This window comes from Bifidobacterium sp. ESL0825 (assembly GCF_052606465.1).
Genome location: NZ_CP199589.1, coordinates 1,278,148 through 1,300,517, shown reverse-complemented (window position 1 = coordinate 1,300,517; position 22,370 = coordinate 1,278,148). Strand labels below are relative to the sequence as shown.

Here is a 22,370-nt window from a genome sequence, read left to right as displayed (position 1 = left end):
GCTTAGTATGCCAGACTTACGACAGCACACGCCGTCATTTCCAAGATGAATTTGTAGGAGAGGTGCAGTGTGCGAGCTGAATTGGGGTTACCCACGGTTGACTCTAAACAGCTACAAGAGCCACGGCAAGCAAAACCCAGAGTATTTTCTCCCTCACCGGTGTTTGAGGGGAACACCGACGAAAATGACGACGACTCCAGCGCGCTCAACCAGAAATCGAATAGCAAGCACGAAAACCCATTTGTCAATCCTATGGATGTCGGCATCATTCTTCTTGGGAGAATTCCTGTAGTATGCACCTTATTAATTAAATTGTGAGATACGACAGCAACGTCGATGTTCACCTGGAGCACTTTTTATCTCACCTTGGTGACGTGACATTGCCTTTATATCTCGATTCCTCTAGGCGAGTTGTTTTCTCGCATTAGCAATAAGATGCAATGTGAACGATAGTTGTTTCTGGTCCAGCAGGAAAGTTCACCCGATTTGTGACATGCATAGTCATATCACACTTAAATGCGATGGGGATATCTTCACTCATAAAGTTATTGCATGGATTGGGTAGTATTTTCCATATGCCGGTTTTTCGCTGGCTTACTAGTAATGATGCGTCATCCGAGGTATTTCATGGACAGTACTTCAATAATGGTTTATCCAATAGGTTAAGTTCTATATATTCATTCTGAACAGTATAAAAGTGGAATGTCACATGATTCGTATGACATTAGTTTCTGCAACCGATGAGCATCAGCGTTGTTGGCTCATATGCTTTATCCAGGATTGCCATTTTTAGCTAGTTACACAGCCTCTGGTTTCCAGATTCACGAGATCGCGAGGGTTCTCTGGTTGATCACCCACCGTATGTGACCATCAGCGTTTTATGGATTCCTTGGACGTGTTTGTCGTTATCTTGTTGAGATTATTCTGAGTGGCCCGTAATTCCACAGGGGCTAGAATGTCTACGTCTGCATATGAATGTGGCGGCGCACCTCCTAGTCAGTGTGTACGTCGCCATGGCTTTCAGACATTTGGGGTTTCTGCCTTTATCAGAAACCCCAACCTTTATTTATTGATTTGATTCGCTTTAGCCTGGCGCACAAGATTATTGACTCTTGTCCGCTCGCTTTTTCCGTAGGTTTCCTTTGTGGAGAGAATTCCGATCAAGCCCACAAGAGCGGCGGCCATATAGAGCATGGAGGCGCCTGGCCACCCGAAGGCATTTACCATAGCCGTCGCCAGCATGGGGGCGAACCCTCCTAGCGCGGCAGCGACCTGGTAGCCAAGGGATGCACCTGAAGTGCGAGTGGAAGTTTTGAACTGTTCGGTCAAGAGTGACCCCTGTACGCCTGTGAATGAGGCATGGATAATCCCAATCCCTATGATAAAGACTATCGTAATCAATACAGGCTTGTGATCATTAGTTAGCAAATACATGGGGAAGGCAAAAGCTAAGGCGGCAATACAAGCTGCAATGTAGATGGGTCGTCTTCCGACATGATCAGTCAAACTGCCGGCAAAAAAGGTGGCAAAAATAGCTACGATGCTGGCTATGGTTATGGCATTCAGCGCAACCGGTCGCATATCGGGCTCTTGCTCCGAGATGTAGTTTAGAAGGTATGTGGCGGTCAGATAGTACGCAAATGATTCTACGATTCTCAAAGAGATCACCCGTAGAATACCTTTCCAATCCCGATGTACTGAGGTGGCCAGTGGGTTCTTTTCGGTCTTGCCGCTTGCTTGAGCCTCTTGGAATTCAGGGGATTCTGAGAGCTTGGACCGAACGATAAGGCCGACGACGACTAGTAGTGCGCTCAGTAAAAAGGGTATACGCCAACGCCAATCACCTGGCAGAAAGGCACAGAGAGCGAACATCCCGGAGGCGAGAGCGATGCCTAATGGATTTCCGGATTGGGGGATTGCGCTGTACATGCCTCGCCTGTTCCAAGGAGCATGCTCATAGGCCATAGTTATAGCGCCTCCCCATTCGGCACCGAAGGCAAGCCCCTGTATCATGCGGATCAGTGTCAAGATGATTGGAGCTGCCAGACCGATAGCCGCATAGGTTGGCATTAGACCAATCAGAAAGGTAGACCCTCCCATGACTAAGAGGGCACCCACCAGTACTGGTTTTCTGCCATGCTTATCGGCCAGATAACCGCCGACTGCTCCGCCGATGGGACGCATGACGAAGCCGACTGCCAAGGTTGCAAAGGCCAGCATAGTGCTGATGAAGCGGTTCCCTGCAGGAAAGAAATCAGTGCCAAAATATAGGGCTGCTGCTGTGCTGTAAGCTATGAAGTCATAGTTTTCCACACATGTTCCTATGCCTGCAGCGATGGATGTCTCTAGTCGGTCTTTTGACCCTAAGACTTTTTCTTCTTGTTCGGTTGGAGCCTGTTTCACTTTGATTTCTCCTCTTCTTCTCCGTGGCCTCCAGTAACCTCTATCCGATCCATGGCATTAAGTTTGGTTACACGTCTGCGGGTATCTTCGTCATTGTCGAAACGCGCGTTGAGAAATGCAGAGACGATATCTGGAACCAGGGCATGAGGGACAAGCCAGGCTCCCATAGCTATTGCATTTGCGTTGTCGTGCTCAACTGATTGATGAGCCGAGTAGGTCTCGTGAGCGAAACCACAGCGAATACCTGGAATCTTGTTGGCTGCCATGACACCGCCTTGCCCGGTGCCGCAGACTAGAATGGCTCGTTCTGCCTCCCCGGTCACGACCTTCTTGCAGGTCGCTTGCGTAATGTCCGGGAAATCAACAGGATCAGTGCTGTTGGTACCGCAGTCGATCACCTGATGGCCAGCTGCCTCAATGGCCTTTCTGACTTCATCTTTGAGAGGGAATCCAGCATGATCAGCCCCTAATGCTACCTTCATTATTTCTTTCCTTTCTTTGCTCTTGAGAGAAAGGTAGTCCCTTCCCTCACGACTTTTCGTCAGACTGTGCTTCAGCGAACAGTAGGGATATGCCACGTAAAAAAACACATCAAGTGGAGCGATTGATGAACTGGGTAGGGATCATCTTGGATTCCACTCTCTTCCCCTGAATGAGCTTGATCAATCCCTTGGCCCCTTCTCTGCCAATTGAAGTTGCGTCGTTGCGAACAGCACTGATGCGGGGACTGATAAAGTCAAACCACTCCATGTCGTCGAAGGAGACGATTTCTATCCGCCTCGCTTCTTTGGTACTTAAGCAATCATGTAATGCATGGAGTATGCCCACCGTCGTCTCGCCGTTAGCGCCTATTATGGCCGATGGTTTCAGGCCAGAACGGATGATGTCTTGAGCAGCACGATAACCACCTTCTGCTAAGAAATTGCCTATCTGAACCAGCCTAGGATCAGGATCGAATCCGAAACTATCTCTGCCTTCCATAAATGTTCTATACCGTTCCAAGCCCGTCGATATGGTAGTAGGACCTGAAACAAATGCCACCCTTTTATGTCTGCGTTCGTGTAGGTATTGCAGGATCTGATTCATGCCTTGGACGTTGTCTGTACCAAAATATGGCGCCTCTATACCTTCAAGGTGACGGTTGAGTAGAACCAACGGAGTTCCTGTTTTCAAGAATGATCGAATATGAGGAGTCATAATGCCTTGAGGAGAGAAAAGGACCCCATCAACTCGCTGCTGGGAGAAGACCTGGACGATTTCATCGGCAGTGTCTGCATCTTCGTTGGCATTACCGTAGACAACCATGTATCCAGATTTACGGGCTTCTTTTTCCGCAGAAAGAGCTAAACGAGCAAAAAATGGATTACGAATATCGGATATGAGCAAGCCCAGAATGTTAGTCCGTGCCCGCCTAAGGGATTGGGCCGGGCCATTGGCGACGTAACCCAATTGCTTGGCTGCCTGCATGACTTTTGCCCTAGAATCGGCCGATGTATGGGGGCTCTTGGAAAGCACTCTAGAAGCAGTTCCTAGAGATACCCCGGCCCTCGCGGCCACATCTTTGATTGTTGTCATCAGGTCACCTCATCGTGGAAACGTTTCCATGTCTTGTTAATTTCTATTAATACCACATCTGCTTGCCGGAGGCAATTTCTGAGGTTGGAGGCACAGAGCTGATATGCTCAACTCAGACCGTCTGATTCTTAGAAAGACGCATAGTTGCTGGCTGACTTGTAGACGTAGAAGTCGATAGCGCCAGACGATTTCGTGTTGTTCCTTGGCTCAGACAATTAAATTTAAAACAGTAAAATGGAAATAAATTTTCGATCGTTCGGCAAAATAGTATCCTATTGAGTAAATTAACTCTGTTGGCGAGAGTGTATATTTTAATCATTTTTGTCTAAACCTAGAAGAGGCAACTCGGTGCATCTTCACGCGTGCCATAGAATATGAGAGGTATGAAAGCTATTACTTGGAGCTCATTGCTAGATCATCGAATTTGATGACACGCTTACCGCTGGTTTGTAACTGTCGATTTATTCTCTTCGCCGTAAAAACGATTGGTTTATCAGTCTGTTCGGCAGACTAAGGAATCTCAAAGGAATTCGTGCTGCCTTATAGATTAAGTACACTTTATAGTCAATAATAATTAATTACAGTTCGGCTCTATAAGATGTTAGTAAAAACAAAGGCCCGAAATCCAGACGATCCCGAGCCTTATTTGGTAGCGGGGTCAGGATTTGAACCTGAGACCTCTGGGTTATGAGCCCAGCGAGCTACCGAACTGCTCCACCCCGCGTCGGCTGTTCAACACAGCAGTTATCTATACTACGGATTCCATCACAGTTGTCAAGTCCGTGTGTGGGAAGGCCTGTGCTGGGCCATAATGGAGCCATGCCTATCACCATCCCCACCGGATTGCCGGCCAGATCCATCCTGGATTCTGAGCGCATCTTCGCCCTGGAAAGCCACGAGGCGGAGCGCCAGGAGATGCGTCCGCTCAAGCTGGTCATCCTCAACCTGATGCCCACCAAGGTGGAGACCGAGACCCAGCTGCTGCGGCTGATCTCCAAGTCGCCGCTTCAGGTGGAGATCGACTTCATGAAGACTTCCACCCATCAGGCCGTGCACACCAGCATGGATCACTTGGTCAAGTTCTACGAAAATCTGGACTCGTTCCAGGACAACTGTTATGACGGTCTGGTCGTAACGGGCGCCCCAGTGGAGCAGATGGACTTCGAGCAAGTCGACTACTGGGAGGAACTGACCCGCATTCTGGACTGGGCGTCTACCCACGTCTTCTCCACTATGTATCTGTGCTGGGGGGCTATGGCCGGGCTCTACTACCGCCATGGCATCGCCAAGCGCAACCTGGATCGCAAGGTCTTCGGGGTCTTTCCCCAGTACCTGCAGGACGAGTACTGCTTCATCACCAATGGCTTCGACGAGATCGCCCTGCAGCCCCACTCCCGCTGGGCCGGGGTGGATGAGGACCAGGTGCGGGCCTGTCCTGATCTGCAGGTGCTGACCTGGGGCCCACAGTCCGGTCCCGGGCTTATCAGCACCCAGGATTTCTCAGAGATCTTCGTGCTGGGCCACTGGGAGTACGACCGTGACACCCTGGCCCACGAGTACCAGCGCGACATGGCCAAGGGCCTGGACCAGGTGCCTTTCCCGGTCAACTACTATCCTCACGACGATCCGACTTTGGAGCCGGTCTTCTCCTGGCGGGCCCATGCCAACCTGCTTTGGCGCAACTGGCTGAACTGGGTCTACGAGACCACCCCCTACGACCTGAATCAGGTGCCGACTCTGCGGGCGGCTGGCCGGCTGGGTACCGACCGATCCATCAGACACGCTCCCGGATGCCCGCGCGCTGACGGATATCGGCCTTTAGCCGGCGACGGGTACGGGCTTATTCCGGGCGCTGTCAAGCGTTGATGACGATTGCATTACATTCGTCATCAACCTGTCCACGCCGCGGTTCGGATTCGACTTGCGGCCCCTATCTGTGACACACTGGATGAATCTATGGTTACCGTGGCTCTTGGTGTGGGCTACACTACCCATACGGTGCAGCCATGAGTCGCATGCGCGCTATAGTGTTCACTGTGTCGTTCAGGAGGCGATAGATGCTAGAGGCAATGGGAAGTGAAGCTTTCAGTCTGGCCATGGCCAAGCCAAGCGAGCTACCCACCATCGAAGATTTCCTGCCTCCTGAGATTCTTTTCCAGGGAACGCCCTTCGCCATGAACCGGATCATCCTGATCAGGTTTGTAGCCATGGTCATCATCCTTCTGGTGCTGGGAATCACTGCCGCAAGGGCCAAGCTGATCCCATCCCGCTGGCAGGGGGCCATCGAGTGGGTCATCGAGTTCATCCGCGACTCGGTCGTCTACGACACCCTGGGCGAGATTCGGGGCAAGCGCTACGTGCCCATGATCACGACCATCTTCCTGACCATCCTGGTCTTCAACCTCTGCGGCATCGTGCCTGGCATGAACATCGCGGCAACAGCGACCATCACCATGCCTTTGGTCTTCGCCATCTGGACTTTCTGCCAGTACATGGTGACGGGATTCCGTGAGCAGGGCGTCTGGGGCTACTTCAAGTCTGAGCTCTTCCCGGCTGGAGTGCCTTGGCCTCTCTACATCATTCTGACGCCCATCCAGCTGCTGGAGATGGTCATCGTCAAGCCGGCCTCCCTGACCATTCGACTCTTTGCCAACATGATCGCCGGCCATCTGCTGGTTGCGGTCAGCCTGGCCTTCACCCAGTTCTACATCATCGAGGCCAGCAACAAGCTCTTAGCCTTCGCTGGTGTGGGCTGGTTCGTCCTGGGCTTCGCCCTGACGGCCTTTGAAATCTTCGTGGCGGCCCTTCAGGCCTACATCTTCGCCATCCTGACCACGGTCTACATCTCCATGAGTTACCCTGAAGAAGGTTGAGCGAAAAGAACAAGCCGCGGTCGGCGCTTCAGGCGGTCGCAGCCCAAATATTCGTCGGTTCCGACCGGTAGACGGGGATCGGGGCCGAACCACAATCCAAGAACCGGCAACGGTGGAGGAAAGGAAAATAAATGGACATCATCACACTTGCTGAGGTCTCCGGCAATCTGAGCATCCTGGGATACGGCATTGCAGCTCTCGGGCCCGCACTGGGTCTGGGCATCGCCGTCGGCAAGACCGTCGAGAGCATGGCTCGCCAGCCCGAGATCAGCGGACAGCTGCGCACCACCATGTTCATTGGCCTGGCTCTGATCGAGGTGCTGGCCCTGCTGGGCTTCGTGGCGCTCTTCATCGCCTGAGCCGTGCGATTCCTGCATGATCCGGCTTCGATAAGGGAAAGGAGGAGCCTATGTACGCTCTAGCGGCAGGCAAGGGGATCCAGCTATTCATCCCCCAGCTCTATGACATTGTGTGGTCGCTGGTCATCCTGGTCATTCTGGCCGTCTTCTTCTACAAGTTCTTCATGCCCAAGTTCCAGGCCATCTTCGATGAGCGCTCGGCCAAGATCGAGGGCAACATTCAGAAGGCCGCCAAGGCTAGAGAAGATGCGGATCAGGCCCGCAAGCAGTATCAGGATCAACTGGGCAAGGCCCGTGTTGAGGCATCGCAGATCCGTGATGACGCCCGCGCCGAGGCCTCCAGGATCGTGGCGGATGCCAGGACCCGGGCCGAGACCGAGGCCAATCAGATCACCGAGAACGCCCAGCGATCCCTCAAGTCCCAGCAGCAGCAGGCGCTGGTCTCGCTCAAGGGCGAGGTGGGCACGCTGGCCACGGCTCTTGCCGGCAAGATCCTGGGCTCGCAGCTTCAGGATGATGCCGTGCAGTCCTCCATGATCGACTCGATCATTGCGGACCAGGGTGGGCAATCTTCTGACAAGCGGCAGGCATGATGACTGATCGGCGGACGACGGGCGCGCCCGTCTCGCGAAAGGGGAGGTGACATGCGAGGAGAGACTTCGCTGAGCTCCGACAAGGAGACCAGGGCCAAGTATGCCCCTCTGCTGAAGAGCAAGGGGAAGGATGCCCTCCGCGTGGCCATGGAGCTCTATACCTTCGTGACCCTGCTCGATGCCAACAGGCCCCTGGAGCGCGCGCTGACCGACCCCTCCCGTCCAGCTGAGGACAAGTGGCAGGTGATCGACACCATCCTGGCTGATAAGGCCGATCCGCTGACCGTGGATATCCTCCATGATCTGACCGATCATCAGTGGAGCCGTGTGGTGCATATTGCCAACGCAGCCGAGGACATGTCAGTGGATGCCACCGCTTATTACGCCGATGCTCTGGGCATCACCAACCAGGTGGCAGGCGAGCTGGCTGAGATCCATTCGGCCCTGCTCGGGATGCCGCTGGTGCTCTTCCGTCTCTCGGACGAGTACAGTGATTCCACAGCGCGAGCCGATCTGCTCAGGGCGCTCCTGGTTGGGCAGCATATGCATCCGGTCACCGAGCAGATGGCCCTGAACGCCACCATCGACCTGCGCGGACGGCGCTTCCCTGACACCATCATTTGGTTGGTGGACCGCTTTTCTGAGCATATGGACCAGGTCATGGTCACCGTCACCACGGCAGTCTCCATGAATGACCAGCAGGTCAGCCGCCTGCAGGAGGTCTACGCGCGCAAGCTGGGCAAGCCGGTCCACATCAACTCGGTGGTCGATCCTACGGTCCTGGGCGGTATGAAAGTCCAGTACGGCTCGGTCTCCACCGACGGCACGGTGGCTACGCAACTGAAGCATCTGAAGCGGCGGATGGCCGTGGCAGGATGAGCGCAGTACCGACAGACTTGAACAAGAACAGAAATAAGGAGTGATCATGGCAGAAATGACCATTGATCCCGCCGTGGTGCGCAAGGCACTCGACCAGTTCGTCGAGTCCTACAAGCCGACGGACACCCCCACTCAGGAGGTGGGCTACGTCCGTACGGCCGGTGACGGCATTGCGCATGTGGAGGGACTGCCTGGTTGCATGGCCAACGAGCTGCTGACCTTCGAGGACGGCACGCTGGGACTGGCCTTCAACTTGGATGCCCGCGAGATCGGCGTGGTCATCCTGGGCGACTTCGCAGGTGTCGAAGAGGGCCAGGAAGTCCACAGGACCGGCGAGGTGCTTTCGGTGCCCGTCGGCGACGGCTATCTGGGGCGTACGGTCAACCCCCTGGGCGAGCCCATCGACGGCTTGGGTGAAATCGAGAGCGAGGGCCGCAGAATCCTGGAGGCTCAGGCTCCTGACGTCATGCACCGGCATCCCGTCGACGAGCCCCTGGCCACTGGCATCAAGGCCATCGACGCCATGACACCCATCGGCCGCGGTCAGCGTCAGCTGATCATCGGCGACCGGCAGACCGGCAAGACGGCCATCGCCATGGACACCATCATCAACCAGAAGCGCAACTGGGAGTCCGGAGACCCCAAGAAGCAGGTGCGGTGCATCTATGTGGCCATCGGCCAGAAGGGCACCACCATCGCCTCGGTCCGTTCCTCCCTGGAAGAGGCCGGCGCCATGGAGTACACCACCATCGTGGCCTCCCCGGCTTCCGACTCCGCAGGCTTCAAGTACATAGCCCCCTACACCGGTTCGGCCATCGGCCAGCACTGGATGTATGGCGGCAAGCACGTCCTGATCGTCTTCGACGACCTGAGCAAGCAGGCCGAGGCCTACCGGTCCATCTCCCTGCTGCTGCGTCGTCCGCCGGGGCGCGAGGCCTATCCTGGCGACGTCTTCTACCTGCATTCGCGTCTGCTGGAGCGCTGCGCGAAGCTCTCCGATGATCTGGGCGGCGGATCCATGACCGGTCTGCCCATCATCGAGACCAAGGCCAACGACGTTTCGGCCTACATTCCGACCAACGTGATCTCCATCACCGACGGCCAGATCTTCCTGCAGTCCGATCTGTTCAACGCCAACCAGCGTCCCGCCGTGGACGTGGGCATCTCCGTATCCCGAGTGGGCGGCGCCGCACAGACCAAGGCCCTGAAGAAGGTCTCTTCGACTTTGAAGATCTCCTTGGCCCAGTACCGCTCCCTGCAGTCCTTCGCCATGTTCGCCTCGGATCTGGATGCGGCCTCCAAGGCCCAGCTGACGCGTGGTGCCAGGCTGACCGAGCTGCTCAAGCAGCCCCAGTTCACGCCCTATTCCATGGAGAAGCAGGTTGTCTCGGTCTGGGTGGGCACCCACGGCAAGCTGGATGACTTGGACCTGGAGGACGTGCTGCCCTTCGAGTCCGGGCTCCTGGACTACCTGGACCACAACACCGACATCCTCAAGACCATCCGTGACACGGAGGACTTCACTGACGACACCGAAAAGGCCCTGGACAAGGCCGTGGACGAGTTCGCCAAGACCTTCGTGACCCACAAGGGCCAGACCCTGGACGGCCACAAGGCCGACCAGGAGCAGGAGCAGCCGGTGGCCGTCCAGCAGGAGAAGCTGGTGGCTGACGGCAAGAGCGGCAGCAAGGCCGGGAAGCGGTAGACCATGGCCTCACAACTCGCATTCAAGTCAAGGATCGCCTCCACTTCGGCATTGGAGAAGATCTTCAATGCCCAGGAGATGATAGCCTCCTCGCATATCGCCAAGGCCAGGACCGTGGCCCTGGAAGCGAAGCCTTACTCCGATGCGATCTTCGATGCAGTCCAGGCCCTGGTGGCCCACACGGACGACATCCGCCACCCCATTGTCAGGAAGGACGAGAAGAACCCGCGCGTGGCTGTGCTGGCGCTGACAGCCGACCGCGGCATGGCCGGGGCCTACACCTCCTCGGTCATCCGCGAGACGGAGTCCCTGCTGGCCCGACTGGACCAGCAGGGCCGACAGCCCCAGCTCTTCGTCTACGGTCGCCGCGGCGTCTCTTACTACCGCTACCGCAACCGCAGCATCGTCAAGACCTGGGAGGGCCACAGCGATCGGCCCGGCGTGGATGTGGCCAGGGAGATATCCCAGGCATTGCTGGATACGTATATGACTCCAGCGGCCAAGGGGGGCGTCTCCGAGCTCTACATCGTCTACACCGAATTCATCAACATGGTGGTGCAGAAGGTCCGGGTGTTGCGTATGCTGCCCCTGGAGCTGATCAGGCCTGACCAGGAGCAGCCTGAGGAGGCCGTTGATGCCCCCGTGCCGGACGACGAGCATGGCCGCCAGGGTGACCGATATGCGGCCCTCTACGACTTTGAGCCCAGCTCCCAGGAGGTCCTGGATGCCGTGCTGCCCAAGTACATTCAGTCGCGCATCCATGAATGCCTGCTCACCTCGGCCGCATCGGAGACCGCCAGCAGGCAGAACGCCATGCATACCGCCACTGACAACGCCAAGGGACTGATCGACGACCTGACCCGCAGGCTCAACGCCAGCCGTCAGGCGGCCATCACGCAGGAACTTACCGAGATCGTCGGCAGCGCCGATGCGCTCAACAAAGAGGAAGAGTAGGAACGCCAATGGTTGCACAGCAAGAACAGCCGACCACAGCGAGCCGCAAGCCGGATTCGGCCTCCAAGGGGCGCGTCACCCGAGTCCAGGGTTCGGTCATCGATGTGGAGTTCCCGGCAGGTCACCTGCCGGACATCTACAATGCCCTGACCGTGGACCTGAGCCAGTCCTCGAACACCGAGGGCGAGTCGCTGACCACCATCATGCTGGAGGTGGAGCAGCACCTGGGCGATTCCACGGTCCGCACCGTGGCCCTGAAGCCCACCGACGGCCTGGTCCGCGGCGCCACCGTCACCGATACGGGCGGGCCCATCATGGTGCCCGTGGGCGACGTGACCAAGGGACACGTCTTCGACGTGGCCGGCAACATCCTCAACAAGAAGGAGGGTGAGCAGATCAAGGTCACCGAGCGGTGGCCCATCCATCGCAACCCGCCCGCCTTCGATCAGCTGGAGTCCAAGACCCAGATGTTCGAAACCGGCATCAAGGTCATCGACCTGCTGACCCCATACGTGGAAGGCGGCAAGATCGGCCTGTTCGGCGGCGCAGGCGTGGGCAAGACCGTGCTCATCCAGGAGATGATCCAGCGCGTGGCTCAGAACCACGGCGGCGTCTCCGTCTTCGCGGGCGTAGGCGAGCGTACCCGTGAGGGCAACGACCTGATCGGCGAGATGGACGAGGCCGGGGTGCTGGAGAAGACCGCACTGGTCTTCGGACAGATGGACGAGCCCCCGGGGACCCGTCTGCGCGTGCCCCTGACCGCCCTGACCATGTCGGAGTACTTCCGCGACGTGGAGAACCAGGATGTGTTGCTCTTCATCGACAACATCTTCCGGTTCACGCAGGCCGGCTCCGAGGTCTCCACCCTGCTGGGCCGCATGCCTTCGGCCGTGGGCTACCAGCCCAACCTGGCCGACGAGATGGGCGCCCTGCAGGAGAGGATCACCTCCACCAGGGGTCACTCCATCACCTCCCTGCAGGCCATCTACGTGCCGGCCGACGACTACACCGACCCGGCGCCTGCGACCACCTTCGCCCACCTGGACGCAACCACCGAGCTCAGCCGTGACATCGCCTCCCAGGGCATCTACCCGGCTGTGGACCCGCTGGCATCCACCTCCAGGATTCTGGATCCGCGCTACGTGGGGCAGGCCCACTACGACTGCGCCAACCGGGTCAAGGCCATCCTGCAGAGGAACAAGGAGCTCCAGGACATCATTGCCCTGATCGGCATCGACGAGCTGGGCGAGGAGGACAAGACCACCGTCAACCGTGCCCGCAAGATCGAGCAGTTCCTGGGCCAGAACTTCTACGTGGCCGAGAAGTTCACCGGTCGCAAGGGTTCCTATGTGCCTGCGGACGAGACCATCGAGGCCTTCACCCGCATCTGCGACGGCGCCTATGACGACGTGCCCGAGCAGGCTTTCTCCGGCATCGGCGGCATCGACGACCTTGAGCACAAGTGGCACGATATGCAGAAGGAATACCGGTAGTCATGGCGAACACAGGCAAGGCCTCCATGCAGGTCAACATCGTCTCGGCGGACAGGCCCATCTGGTCGGGTCAGGCGCGGTCGGTCACCGTGCCCGGCACCCAGGGGTCCATGGGCATCATGCCTGACCACGAGCCGGTGCTGGCCCTGCTGCAGGAGGGCAACATCCGGGTTCAGGCCACCGATGGCGGTCGTCAGTCCTTCCGTGTGGACAGCGGATTCGCCTCCTTCGACAGCAACAAGCTGACTGTGGCTGTGGACCACTACCTGGAAGACGCTGATCAGGGAAAGCAGTCCTGACTTTTCTTCCTCTTCCGCCCGACCGGTGCTCTTGCATCGGCCGGGTTTTTCTTTTTCGCCCGGAACGGCGGCTGATATATTGGCATCTGTGCGAATCATTGTTGCCGACTGCTCCGCCGAATACTCCGGGCGTCTCAACGCCAGCCTGCCGCCGGCCAGGCGTGTCCTGCTGATCAAGGCCGACATGAGCTGCCTGATCTTTTCGGAGCTGGGCTCCTACAAGCCCCTGAATTGGATGTGCGCTCCCTGCACCATCAGGGAGATCGAACCCGAGGAAACGAGCAAAGACGGCGCAGGCGCCAAGGCTGATTCCGTGGCCGGGACCGGGCCGGATGAGGCAGCCGAAGCTGCTGCGCCCGATGCGCTGATCGCTCAGGAGCAGGATCAGGACCAGTGTCGGCCTGTACGCAAGGTTCTGCGTGTTTCGGCCGTCAAATCCAGCGATGTGCTCACCATCAGGCTCTACCAGGTCTATGCCGACGACAGCTACGACCTGGGGGCGGATCCGGGGTTGGTCAAGGACGGTGTGGAAGCACACCTGCAGCGTTATCTGGCCGAACAGATCGACCGCATCGGCCCGGGGGCCACCTTGGTGCGCCGGGAGTATCCCACGCCCATCGGCCCAGTGGACATCATGGCCGTCGACGGCCAGGGGCGGCATGTGGCCATCGAGATCAAGCGGCATGGCGGCATTGATGGGGTGGAACAGCTGACCCGCTACTGCCGCCTGCTCAACCGCGACCCCCTGCTGGCCCCTGTCCGCGGGATCTTCGCGGCCCAGACCATCACCCCCCAGGCCAGGGTCCTTGCCGAGGACAGGGGATTCGAGTGCCTGATTCTGGACTACGAGGCCATGAAGGGCGCCGACAGTGACGAACTGACCCTCTTCTAAGGCATTTTCAGTCCTGTGCATTCGGTATGTCAGGCAGCTCACATATATTTCCTCCAGAGCCTGCAAGACCTGAAAAGCTACTAGATATTGGGGTTTTTGGCCTGACACGCCACTACAGGTGGTATTGTGCTTGAGCCTTGGAGTGTGTAGAGTGCAATCATTAGGTTCCAAGCAGAGAGCTATAGAGCTTGGAGCATCACGGCAACATGTAAGGGAGAGGCGATCATGTCCATCACGGTCTACACCAAGGCGCACTGTCCCCAGTGTGATGCCACCAAGCGCCAGTTGACCAAGCAGGGGCTGGAATTCGAGCAGGTGGATTTGACCGAGGATCAGACCTTGATCGACCAGTTCATCGCTCAGGGATTCAAGCAGACCCCCATCGTAGTCACTGACCAGGAGACGTGGAGCGGGTATCGCCCCGATCTGATCAGGAAGGCAGCACAGAGCGCCAAGGTCTTCGCCTGATCAAAGCACTCGGAGCCCGGTTCACGAATATGTGGACCGGGCTTTTTTATTAGTTTGGTGAGCAGTAGGGTTGATCGAAAACACAGTGTGCGCTTACTTGGTTGGTAGATGCCAGGTAGGCAAGATCTGCAGGTGTCGGCCAGTCTTTGTCGGCTAGGGCCACCCCGCCCGCATTGTCCAGTTGTTGCATGGCTCCAGTCTCATGATGAATCGCCGTCCGGGTGGTTGTGAGAGCGGATGATAACGGGGTATCCGGTATTCGTATATCGAAAAGCAAAGAAAAGCGGCTCGCGTTCTCTAGGATTGTCGACTGAATGCCGCAGTCGGCGTGAAGCGGGCGAGAAGCAGTGAAGAGGAGACGATGAACAGGACGAGAGCAAGTGGGGAGGCGAGGGCATGAATTGGTCTTTCATGGCGCAGAATCTGCACTTTTTCGTCAATGCGGCCTATGTAACGGTCTTCATCTCCTTCTTTGGCGTGGTGTTCTCCATGCTGATCGGGCTGGTCTGCGCCGGGTTGGAGGTCTTCAGGATACCCCTGCTCTCGCAGGTGGCAAGAGTATACATCGAGTTGTCAAGAAACACCCCGCTCCTGGTTCAGCTCTACTTCCTCTATTTCGGGTTGCCCAAGCTTGGGGTCAACTGGAGCGCCCAGACCTGCGCCATCGTCGGGCTGGCCTTCCTGGGCGGCTCCTACATGGCCGAGGCCATGCGCGGCGGGCTGGAGGCGGTACCCCAGGTGCAGATCGAATCAGCCCGCGTCCTGGGATTCACGCGTGGGCAGACGCTGTCGAGGATCGTGCTGCCCCAAGCCCTGAGCAGCGCCATACCGGGCGTGGTAGCCAACATCATCTTCCTGATCAAGGAGTCCTCGGTGGTCTCGGCCATCGCTCTGGCCGATGTCATGTACGTCACCAAGGATCTGATGGGCACCTCCTACGACACCTACGAGTCGTTGACTCTGCTCATCGTCACCTATCTGGTCATTCTGCTGCCCATCTCCGTCATCGGAACCGTTCTTGAGCGGAGGTTCGACTATGCACGGCGTTGAGGTGCTCTTCCAGCCAGGGGTCATGCCCAGGCTCTTCCAGGGGCTCTGGGTGACCGTCTGGATAGCCGGCGTCTCGGTCCTGCTCTCCCTGCCCTTGGGGTTGTTGGTCGGATGGCTGATGACCCGGCGCAACCGCTTGATCCGCTTCCTGATGAGGATCTATCTGGACTTCATCCGCATCATGCCCCAGCTGGCCCTGCTCTTCATCGCCTTCTACGGGCTGTCCAGGGCATGGAACCTGAATCTGGATGCCACCGGCGCCTGCCTGCTGGTCTTTGTGCTCTGGGGCGGGGCCGAGCTGGGCGACCTGGTCCGCGGGGCCCTGGAGTCCATTCCCCGAACCCAGGTGGAGTCGGCCTACGTGCTGGGGCTGAGCTCCTGGCAGACCTTCTCCAGGATCATCCTTCCGCAGGCCCTGCGCCGACTGTTGCCGGCCAGCGTCAACCTGGCCACCAGGATCGTCAAGACCACATCCCTGGCCGCCCTGCTGGGCGTCATCGAGGTCATCAAGGTCGGCCAGCAGATCATCGACGCCAACCGCTTCGCCTATCCCCAGGCGACTCTGTGGATCTACGGGGTGATCTTCTTCATGTATTTCTTCATCTGCTGGCCCCTGTCCCTGGTGGCCCGGCATCTGGAAAAGAGGTGGGCCCATGACTGAGGGGCGAACGACGGCGAACCAGCCACAGGACGAGCAGGAGGAAGGGGCGGTGCTGACCGTCGAGCACCTGGTCAAGCAGTATCCGCAGGCGCAGAGTCCTGTGCTCAATGACATCTCCTTCCAGGTGCCCAAGGGCAAGGTCTTTGTGGTCCTGGGCCCCTCGGGCTCAGGCAAGTCCACCCTGCTGCGGACCATAGCCGGGCTGGAGCCCATACAGGGTGGCCGGATTCTTCTGGATGGTCAGGCGGTGGAGACCGGTCGTCCTCTGGGCAAGCACGGCGGAGGTCCCGGCGGCCTGATGTCAGGCAGCCGCAGCTCGGACCTGCGCACCAGGATCGGCATGGTCTTCCAGAGCTACGACCTCTTCCCCAACAGGACGGTTCTGGACAATGTGACCCTGGCGCCCGTCCTGGTCCAGAAGCGCAAGCGGGACCAGGCACGGCAGGAGGCTCTGGAGCTGCTGGACCGGGTGGGTCTGGCCGACCGCCGGGATGCCTGGCCCAGCCAGCTCTCGGGCGGCCAGCGGCAGAGGGTGGCCATCTGCCGGGCCCTCATCCTCCATCCCGAGATCATGCTCTTCGACGAGGTGACCGCGGCTCTGGATCCGGAGATGGTTCGCGAGGTCCTCCAGGTCATTCTGGAACTGGCCGACCAGGGGCTGACCATGATGATCGTCACCCACGAGATGGCCTTCGCCAGGGGCATCGCCGACCACATCGTCCTCTTGGATGGAGGCGTCCTGGTCGAGCAGTCCGACGACCCGGAGGCCTTCTTCACCCACCCGGCCACTGACCGGGCGCAACGCTTCCTGTCCACCTTCACCTATGAGCGCAGGCGGGATCAGGACCAGGATCAGGAGTCCTGACGGGGACTCTGCATATTCGTCCGGCGGCATTCGCCGGAACCGCCCACTGGGGCGGCCATAGGAAAGATAAGAGGAAAAGAGGGATCATGACCGCAAGGGTAGTGAACCGATTGATACGGGCGGCGCTGGCCACGGGGGCGACGATCGCAATGATGGCTTCCATGGCAGCCTGCGGTCCTTCGGCGGCCACCCCCAGTGATGCCGGAAACGGCTCGGGGGGCGGTTCCGGCTCCTCGGCAGCATCCGGGTCTGCACGAACCCCGGAGCAGATCACCAAGTCCGGCAAGCTCAGGGTGGCCGTCTTCACGGACAAGGCCCCCTTCGGCTACGTGGACAAGGATGGCAAGAACCAGGGCTATGACATCGTTTTTGCCGAGCGTCTGGCCAAGGATCTGGGCGTCAAGCCCGAATACACCTCGGTTGACCCGGCCGCTCGCGTGGATGTGCTGTCCAGCAACAAGGTAGACGTGGTTCTGGCCAACTTCACCGTTACCGATGATCGCGCCCGCAAGGTGGACTTCGCCAAGCCCTACATGAAGGTCTTCCTGGGCGTGGTTTCCCCGGATTCGGCGCTGATCAAAGATGTGAAGGATCTGGAGGGCAAGACTCTGATCATCGCCAAGGGGACAACGGCCGAGCCTTACTTCGAGCAGCACTACCCTAAGGTCAAGCTGCAGAAGTACGACCAGTACGCGGATGCCTACAACGCCCTGCTGGACCACCGCGGAGACGCCATGAGCACCGACAACACCGAGGTGCTGGCCTGGGCCAAGGCCAACAAGGGCTTCTCGGTGGGCATCACCAAACTGGGGGACGAGGCGGTCATCGCCCCGGCCGTGCGCAAGGGGAACAAGCCCCTGCTGGACTACATCAACAAGGAGCTGGACAAGCTGGGCCAGGAGCGGTTCTTCCATGAGGACTACCGCAAGACCCTGGAACCGGTCTACGGCAGTGCGGCCAACCCCGACGAGATCGTGGTCGAGGGCGGCAAGGCCTGAACTGGCCGTCTGGCTTGTGACAGGGGCCCGTACCCATCCGAATGCGACTGGATGGGTACGGGCCCCTGTCTGTTGGTGGATTGACGGGTCAGTAGGCGGCCAGGATGTCGACCACGAAAATCAGGGTCGAATTGGCTGGGATCTTCTGCTGTTGCTGGCTGCCATAGCCCAGGTCAGGCGGAACTACCAGAAGAACCTGGGAGCCCACCGTCTGGCCGGCCAGACCCTGCTGCCATCCCTTGACCACCTGGTCCAGGCTGAAGTCGCTGGCCTGACCCCGGTCCCAGGAGGAGTCGAACTGCTTGCCGTCGGAGGCCAGCCATCCGGTGTAGTTGGCGCTGACGCTCTGATGCTGGCCGACCTTGGCCCCCTTGCCCTTGATCAGGGGCTGGACGACCAGTCCTCCCTTGGGCTGGTAGCCGTTGAGGTCCAGGGAGGGCTTGCCCTTGTCGTCCAGACTGATTTTCGGCAGGTCGCTGGGCAGGTCAGTCACCTTCTGACCCTGGGCGCGGGTCAGGTTTTTGGACCGGGAGACGAAGGTCAGGGCCATAATATAGGACTCGGTCGCCTTGCTGCTGCCGGAGCCTGACTCATCGATGCCCACGGCCACGGTGGAGTTGACCTTGAGGCCCTTGAAGGTGTCATAGTATGCCGGAATGGATTTCTTGCTGATGACGATGGAGCACTCCGGGCTGCTCTTGTCCCAGGTGGAGTTGATCACCTTGCCGGTCTTGGCATCCAGGGCCAGGCTCCTTGTGCATACGCGATCCCCGTCGCGGATGACCTCGCCGTTGCCCTCCTGGATGACCTGATGGGTCTGGTTCTCGACCTTGAAGGGGGTCTTGAAACTGATGTCGGGCTTGCTGCCAAGTTTGCCGCTGGCTGATACGCCCTGCATGGTGTCTCCTGCATGGCCGCCCCCGTCGGATTTCCCGCCGCAGGCTGACAGTCCAAGACATAGGGCCAGAGCGGTCACGGCGCCCAGCAAACGCTTGCTGCCTGATTTCTTTGCGATGATGGTCATAGAAGACCAGTTTAGGGCTTATGGGTGATTTCCCGGTGCCGGAAACCAGATCATAGGGAGCCGACGGTAGAATGTCGATAATATGGAGCAAGTACCCGAAGAAACCGATGAGATGACGCGGCCTGACAAGCCCTCGCGTCACAGCATGATCATGCGCGGCATCGTCACCCCCATCTTCGGATTGCTGGCTGTGGCGGCCATTGTGCTGGGCATCATGAACGCCACGGTCTGGAGGCCTTCGGCTCACGTGGATGCACATGCGCGCACGAAGGCAGCCTATGTGGTGACCGATCCAGGTGTGCTTCCCCTGGTGGACAGCAGAGTGACCATGCGTGTGGATGCGGCCTCTGCCGGGGCCTCCGGGTCCACAGGGCACAAGTCGCAGAAGCCGACCATCTGCATGGCTCTGACCACGGCCAAAGATGCGGCTGGCTGGACGGCCGGGCATGATGTGGCCCGGGTGCGTGGCCTGGATGATTGGCAGACCCTGTCCGTCGGCAGGGACACCAGCCCAGGCAAGGCCGTCAAACGTGATCAGGGCGTGGCCTTTCAGGACTCGGATATGTGGAAACAGGTCACCTGTTCTGACAGCAGCGTGTCGATGTCCCTGAAGACCGACGACCCGCAGGCCGTCCTGCTGGTGGCGGTTCCCCAGGGCTCTCCTTCCCTGGGGCTGGAGATGCTCTGGCAGCGGGACAAGCTGCCTAACTTTGCCATGCCCTTCTACTTTGCCGGAGGGCTGCTGGCCCTGCTGGCCGTTCTTTCGGCTACGGTCTTCGCCATGGATCCGGCCAAGCGCCGCAAGCAGACCGAGCCCGAGCAGGAGTCTGAGGAAACCCCCGAGGTCAGCGTGGCCCAGGCCCTGGGAAGCGCCATTCTGCCTGGCCTGGGGCAACGGCGCAGCTCGACCTCGGGCCGGCGTCGGCGTCATGCCCGCGGCCAGGCGCGACAGGGGGATCCAGGGCCCCCGCCCAGGCCGCCCGTGGTGATTGATCCGCGCAATCGGAATCTGGTCGCCGACCAACAGGAAGACAGTGACGGCCGCACCGTCAGCGGCGATCGGGGAGCCGACGATGTGTCGTCCACCAGGGTCATCAGCAGTCAGGAGATGGCCTCCTACCTGGCCAGGCTTGCCCACGAAGGGGAGGAGGAGCGCTGATGAGTAAGAACAAGCCGATGAACAAGGTGGCGGCTGCAGCGGCTCTGGCCTTATCCCTGGCCCTCCTGCCGGGACTGTCTGCCTGCGAGGGGCAGGTCCCCCAAGCTCGCCGGACCGAGCCTCAGAGCACCGCAACCACCGCTCCTGCGCCCAATCTGACCCCTGCCCAGGAGGCTCGCATACGCAAGAGCATCGGGGCGGTTCTGGATCAGGCCAACGAGGCCAAGGATCCGGCCGGGCTGGGCCAGCGGGTCAGCGGCCCCCAGCTGGAGATCCGCACCAGCGAGTTGACCATTGCCCAGGCCACCGGGCAGCTGGATCCTAAGACAACCATTCCTGCCACCATCGCCCAGACGGTCATCCCCAGCGATCCGGGCTGGCCGCGCTCGGTCTTTTCGATTACCACCACCACGCAGGATCAGCAGTCCAAACGCCTCTTGGTTCTGGAACAGGAGTCCGCCCATGAGAACTACAAACTCTGGGGGGTGGCCCGGCTCTTCCAGGGGGCCCAGCTGCCCAAGTTCCCGGTGGCCACCATCGGCGCCAGAATGGGGGAGGGTGACGATCAGGGTCTCAAGGCTACGCCGGTGGAGGCCGTGCGCCGCTATGCCGACCTCCTGCAGAATCCCCAGGGCAGCAAGTTTGCCAAGGAGTTCGCCCAGGATGACTTCCGCGCCTCCCTGGGCACGCTGACCCAGGTGGTCCAGCAGGGGATCGAAGCCAACAAGGGCAGCCAGTCGCAGACCTTCACCCCGGCGCAGGGCCAGCTGCGGGTCATGCACTCCTCCGATGGAGGCGATCTGGTCGTGGCCCGGATTGATTCGGTCTGGACCAGGCAGGCGGGTGAGGGCCGCGAGTCCTCGCCGGCCTCGGATGCCGAGAAGGCCCTCTTCGGACAGGGCAAGCCCACCAGCACCATGAAGGTCACCTATGTCAACGTGATCGCCCTGTACATACCTTCGGCGGACTCGCATGAGCCCATCAGGGCCGTGGGGGCCGAGCGTGAACCCATCAAGGTGGAAGCGGTCTGAAGGGCGGGATTGCGCTGGGTGAACGCCCGGCCCTTGGACTAGATTGTCTTCCAGGAGTATGCAATCGAGGGCGGGCCGAAGCTGCAGTCGGCGGTCGCGAGGTTTAGGAGGACTGACATGGCGAACAAGAACGGACAGGGGCAGCCGGGCGTCTCGCTGGCAGGGGCGGTCGACCTGGGTGCGCTCAAGCATCAGGTCGATGCCGAGCCAGGCCAGAAAGGTGGTGCACCCGCTGCCGGCGGCTACGTGATCGATACCACGGAGGCCAGTTTCCAGGCCATGGTTCAGACCTCAGCCACCTTCCCCATTTTGATCCTGCTCTGGGTGCCCACCGACGACCGCCTCTTCCCTCTGGCGACCCGTCTGGCCCAGACCGTCAATGCCCAGGAGGGGCGCATTCAGCTCTCCCGCATCGACATCGCGTCCAATCCGCAGATCGCCCAGACCTTCCAGGTGCAGGGCGCACCGGCCCTCTTTGCCCTGCTGGCGGGCCGACCCATGCCCATCCTGCAGGGGCTGCCCACCGATGAGGAAATGAACCAGATCACCGATCAGCTCATCCCACAGGTGATTCAGATGGCGCAGAAGGCCGGCATCACCGGCAGCGCCCCCTACCAGGAGACCAACGACCAGGGGCAGGAGGAGCAGGCCGGCCAGGCAGCGGCTGATGCCATCCCCCCTGCCCATCAGGAGGCCCACCGTCTGGCCCAGGAGGGCGACTATGCAGCTGCGGCCGAAGCCTATGGCAAGCTGGCCCAGGCTGACGCGACCGATGATCTGGCCAAGCGTGAACAGGCCAAGTGCCTGCTGATGGCCCGTTCGGCCAAGGCCGATGTCCGCAGGGTCCGTCAGGCGGCTGCCGATGCCCCTGACGACCTGCAGGCCCAGTTGGATGTGGCCGATGTGGACATGATCGGCGGCCAGATCCAGGATGCCTTCGATCGTCTGCTGGACTTTCTGGCCGGGCACCGGGATCAGACCGATCCCATCCGCCGCCGTCTGCTGGAGTACTTCGTCATTCCTGAGCCGACCGATCCTCGGCTGGCCAAGGCCCGCCGCCGTCTGTCCACACTGATGTACTGATCAGTT

23 protein-coding genes and 1 tRNA gene are annotated in these 22,370 nt (G+C 59.4%); 19 read left to right on the top strand and 5 right to left on the bottom strand.

Annotated features, from left to right (window positions below; all coding sequences use genetic code 11):
* Positions 1–69: 69 nt before the first annotated feature.
* Positions 70–318: a hypothetical protein gene (locus ACUIAG_RS05680; RefSeq protein WP_445339302.1), complete on the top strand. Its 249-nt coding sequence runs from the start codon at positions 70–72 to the stop codon at positions 316–318.
* 744 nt (positions 319–1,062) lie between these two features.
* Here the strand turns inward: ACUIAG_RS05680 and ACUIAG_RS05675 are convergent.
* The 4 genes from ACUIAG_RS05675 to ACUIAG_RS05660 all read right to left on the bottom strand — a co-directional run bounded on the left by ACUIAG_RS05675 (position 1,063) and on the right by ACUIAG_RS05660 (position 4,702).
* Positions 1,063–2,403 carry an MFS transporter gene (locus ACUIAG_RS05675; RefSeq protein ID WP_110413474.1) on the bottom strand — a complete coding sequence of 447 codons (1,341 nt, stop codon included), beginning with the start codon at positions 2,401–2,403 and terminating at the stop codon, positions 1,063–1,065.
* Positions 2,400–2,885 carry an RpiB/LacA/LacB family sugar-phosphate isomerase gene (locus ACUIAG_RS05670; protein ID WP_445339301.1) on the bottom strand — a complete coding sequence of 162 codons (486 nt, stop codon included), beginning with the start codon at positions 2,883–2,885 and terminating at the stop codon, positions 2,400–2,402. The genes ACUIAG_RS05675 and ACUIAG_RS05670 overlap by 4 nt, the downstream gene beginning before the upstream one ends.
* 109 nt (positions 2,886–2,994) lie before the next feature.
* On the bottom strand, positions 2,995–3,978 hold the full coding sequence (locus tag ACUIAG_RS05665) for a LacI family DNA-binding transcriptional regulator (protein ID WP_445339300.1): 984 nt from the start codon (positions 3,976–3,978) through the stop codon (positions 2,995–2,997).
* 647 nt (positions 3,979–4,625) lie between these two features.
* Positions 4,626–4,702, bottom strand: a tRNA-Met gene (locus ACUIAG_RS05660).
* Positions 4,703–4,797: 95 nt separating this feature from the next.
* Here ACUIAG_RS05660 and ACUIAG_RS05655 point away from each other — a divergent pair.
* From ACUIAG_RS05655 to ACUIAG_RS05585, 15 genes are all read left to right on the top strand, one after another.
* Positions 4,798–5,844: a homoserine O-succinyltransferase gene (locus ACUIAG_RS05655; protein WP_198189377.1), complete on the top strand. Its 1,047-nt coding sequence runs from the start codon at positions 4,798–4,800 to the stop codon at positions 5,842–5,844.
* 191 nt (positions 5,845–6,035) lie between these two features.
* On the top strand, positions 6,036–6,851 hold the full coding sequence (gene atpB / locus ACUIAG_RS05650; RefSeq protein ID WP_045924886.1) for a F0F1 ATP synthase subunit A: 816 nt from the start codon (positions 6,036–6,038) through the stop codon (positions 6,849–6,851).
* 131 nt (positions 6,852–6,982) lie between these two features.
* The gene (atpE, locus tag ACUIAG_RS05645; RefSeq protein WP_015022486.1) at positions 6,983–7,210 is read left to right on the top strand and encodes an ATP synthase F0 subunit C; all 228 of its coding nucleotides are present in this window, start codon (positions 6,983–6,985) and stop codon (positions 7,208–7,210) included.
* A gap of 50 nt (positions 7,211–7,260) precedes the next feature.
* Positions 7,261–7,803, top strand: coding sequence for a F0F1 ATP synthase subunit B (locus ACUIAG_RS05640; RefSeq protein ID WP_306221360.1), 543 nt, complete (start codon positions 7,261–7,263; stop codon positions 7,801–7,803).
* A 51-nt stretch (positions 7,804–7,854) separates the two neighbouring features.
* Positions 7,855–8,682, top strand: coding sequence for a F0F1 ATP synthase subunit delta (locus tag ACUIAG_RS05635; protein WP_445339299.1), 828 nt, complete (start codon positions 7,855–7,857; stop codon positions 8,680–8,682).
* 46 nt (positions 8,683–8,728) lie between these two features.
* Complete coding sequence (atpA, locus tag ACUIAG_RS05630; RefSeq protein ID WP_445339298.1) at positions 8,729–10,387, top strand: F0F1 ATP synthase subunit alpha; 1,659 nt, start codon at positions 8,729–8,731, stop codon at positions 10,385–10,387.
* A gap of 3 nt (positions 10,388–10,390) precedes the next feature.
* Positions 10,391–11,341, top strand: a complete 951-nt coding sequence (locus ACUIAG_RS05625) for a F0F1 ATP synthase subunit gamma (RefSeq protein WP_445339297.1) — start codon at positions 10,391–10,393, stop codon at positions 11,339–11,341.
* 8 nt (positions 11,342–11,349) lie between these two features.
* Positions 11,350–12,834: a F0F1 ATP synthase subunit beta gene (gene atpD / locus ACUIAG_RS05620; RefSeq protein ID WP_045924881.1), complete on the top strand. Its 1,485-nt coding sequence runs from the start codon at positions 11,350–11,352 to the stop codon at positions 12,832–12,834.
* Positions 12,835–12,836: 2 nt separating this feature from the next.
* Positions 12,837–13,133 (top strand): F0F1 ATP synthase subunit epsilon, encoded by a 297-nt coding sequence (locus tag ACUIAG_RS05615; RefSeq protein WP_445339296.1) that lies wholly within the window; start codon positions 12,837–12,839, stop codon positions 13,131–13,133.
* An 88-nt stretch (positions 13,134–13,221) separates the two neighbouring features.
* Positions 13,222–14,025 carry an endonuclease NucS gene (gene nucS, locus ACUIAG_RS05610; RefSeq protein ID WP_445339295.1) on the top strand — a complete coding sequence of 268 codons (804 nt, stop codon included), beginning with the start codon at positions 13,222–13,224 and terminating at the stop codon, positions 14,023–14,025.
* A 225-nt stretch (positions 14,026–14,250) separates the two neighbouring features.
* Positions 14,251–14,493: a glutaredoxin-like protein NrdH gene (gene nrdH, locus ACUIAG_RS05605; RefSeq protein ID WP_024626874.1), complete on the top strand. Its 243-nt coding sequence runs from the start codon at positions 14,251–14,253 to the stop codon at positions 14,491–14,493.
* Between the two features lie 396 nt (positions 14,494–14,889).
* Positions 14,890–15,543: an amino acid ABC transporter permease gene (locus ACUIAG_RS05600; protein WP_045924878.1), complete on the top strand. Its 654-nt coding sequence runs from the start codon at positions 14,890–14,892 to the stop codon at positions 15,541–15,543.
* On the top strand, positions 15,530–16,204 hold the full coding sequence (locus tag ACUIAG_RS05595) for an amino acid ABC transporter permease (protein ID WP_306221354.1): 675 nt from the start codon (positions 15,530–15,532) through the stop codon (positions 16,202–16,204). Before ACUIAG_RS05600 ends, ACUIAG_RS05595 begins: the two co-directional genes overlap by 14 nt.
* Positions 16,197–17,069 carry an amino acid ABC transporter ATP-binding protein gene (locus ACUIAG_RS05590; RefSeq protein ID WP_445339294.1) on the top strand — a complete coding sequence of 291 codons (873 nt, stop codon included), beginning with the start codon at positions 16,197–16,199 and terminating at the stop codon, positions 17,067–17,069. The genes ACUIAG_RS05595 and ACUIAG_RS05590 overlap by 8 nt, the downstream gene beginning before the upstream one ends.
* Positions 17,070–17,155: 86 nt before the next feature.
* Positions 17,156–18,067, top strand: coding sequence for a cysteine ABC transporter substrate-binding protein (locus ACUIAG_RS05585; RefSeq protein WP_306221353.1), 912 nt, complete (start codon positions 17,156–17,158; stop codon positions 18,065–18,067).
* A gap of 88 nt (positions 18,068–18,155) precedes the next feature.
* Here ACUIAG_RS05585 and ACUIAG_RS05580 read toward each other — a convergent pair whose 3' ends face one another.
* On the bottom strand, positions 18,156–19,091 hold the full coding sequence (locus ACUIAG_RS05580) for an FKBP-type peptidyl-prolyl cis-trans isomerase (protein WP_197071182.1): 936 nt from the start codon (positions 19,089–19,091) through the stop codon (positions 18,156–18,158).
* A gap of 82 nt (positions 19,092–19,173) precedes the next feature.
* Here ACUIAG_RS05580 and ACUIAG_RS05575 point away from each other — a divergent pair, with 82 nt between their 5' ends.
* The 3 genes from ACUIAG_RS05575 (at position 19,174) to ACUIAG_RS05565 (ending at position 22,364) form a co-directional block, all read left to right on the top strand.
* The gene (locus tag ACUIAG_RS05575) at positions 19,174–20,250 is read left to right on the top strand and encodes a hypothetical protein (RefSeq protein ID WP_445339293.1); all 1,077 of its coding nucleotides are present in this window, start codon (positions 19,174–19,176) and stop codon (positions 20,248–20,250) included.
* Positions 20,250–21,281 (top strand): hypothetical protein, encoded by a 1,032-nt coding sequence (locus tag ACUIAG_RS05570; RefSeq protein WP_445339292.1) that lies wholly within the window; start codon positions 20,250–20,252, stop codon positions 21,279–21,281. Before ACUIAG_RS05575 ends, ACUIAG_RS05570 begins: the two co-directional genes overlap by 1 nt.
* A 117-nt stretch (positions 21,282–21,398) precedes the next feature.
* The gene (locus ACUIAG_RS05565) at positions 21,399–22,364 is read left to right on the top strand and encodes a co-chaperone YbbN (RefSeq protein WP_445339291.1); all 966 of its coding nucleotides are present in this window, start codon (positions 21,399–21,401) and stop codon (positions 22,362–22,364) included.
* Positions 22,365–22,370: the final 6 nt, after the last annotated feature.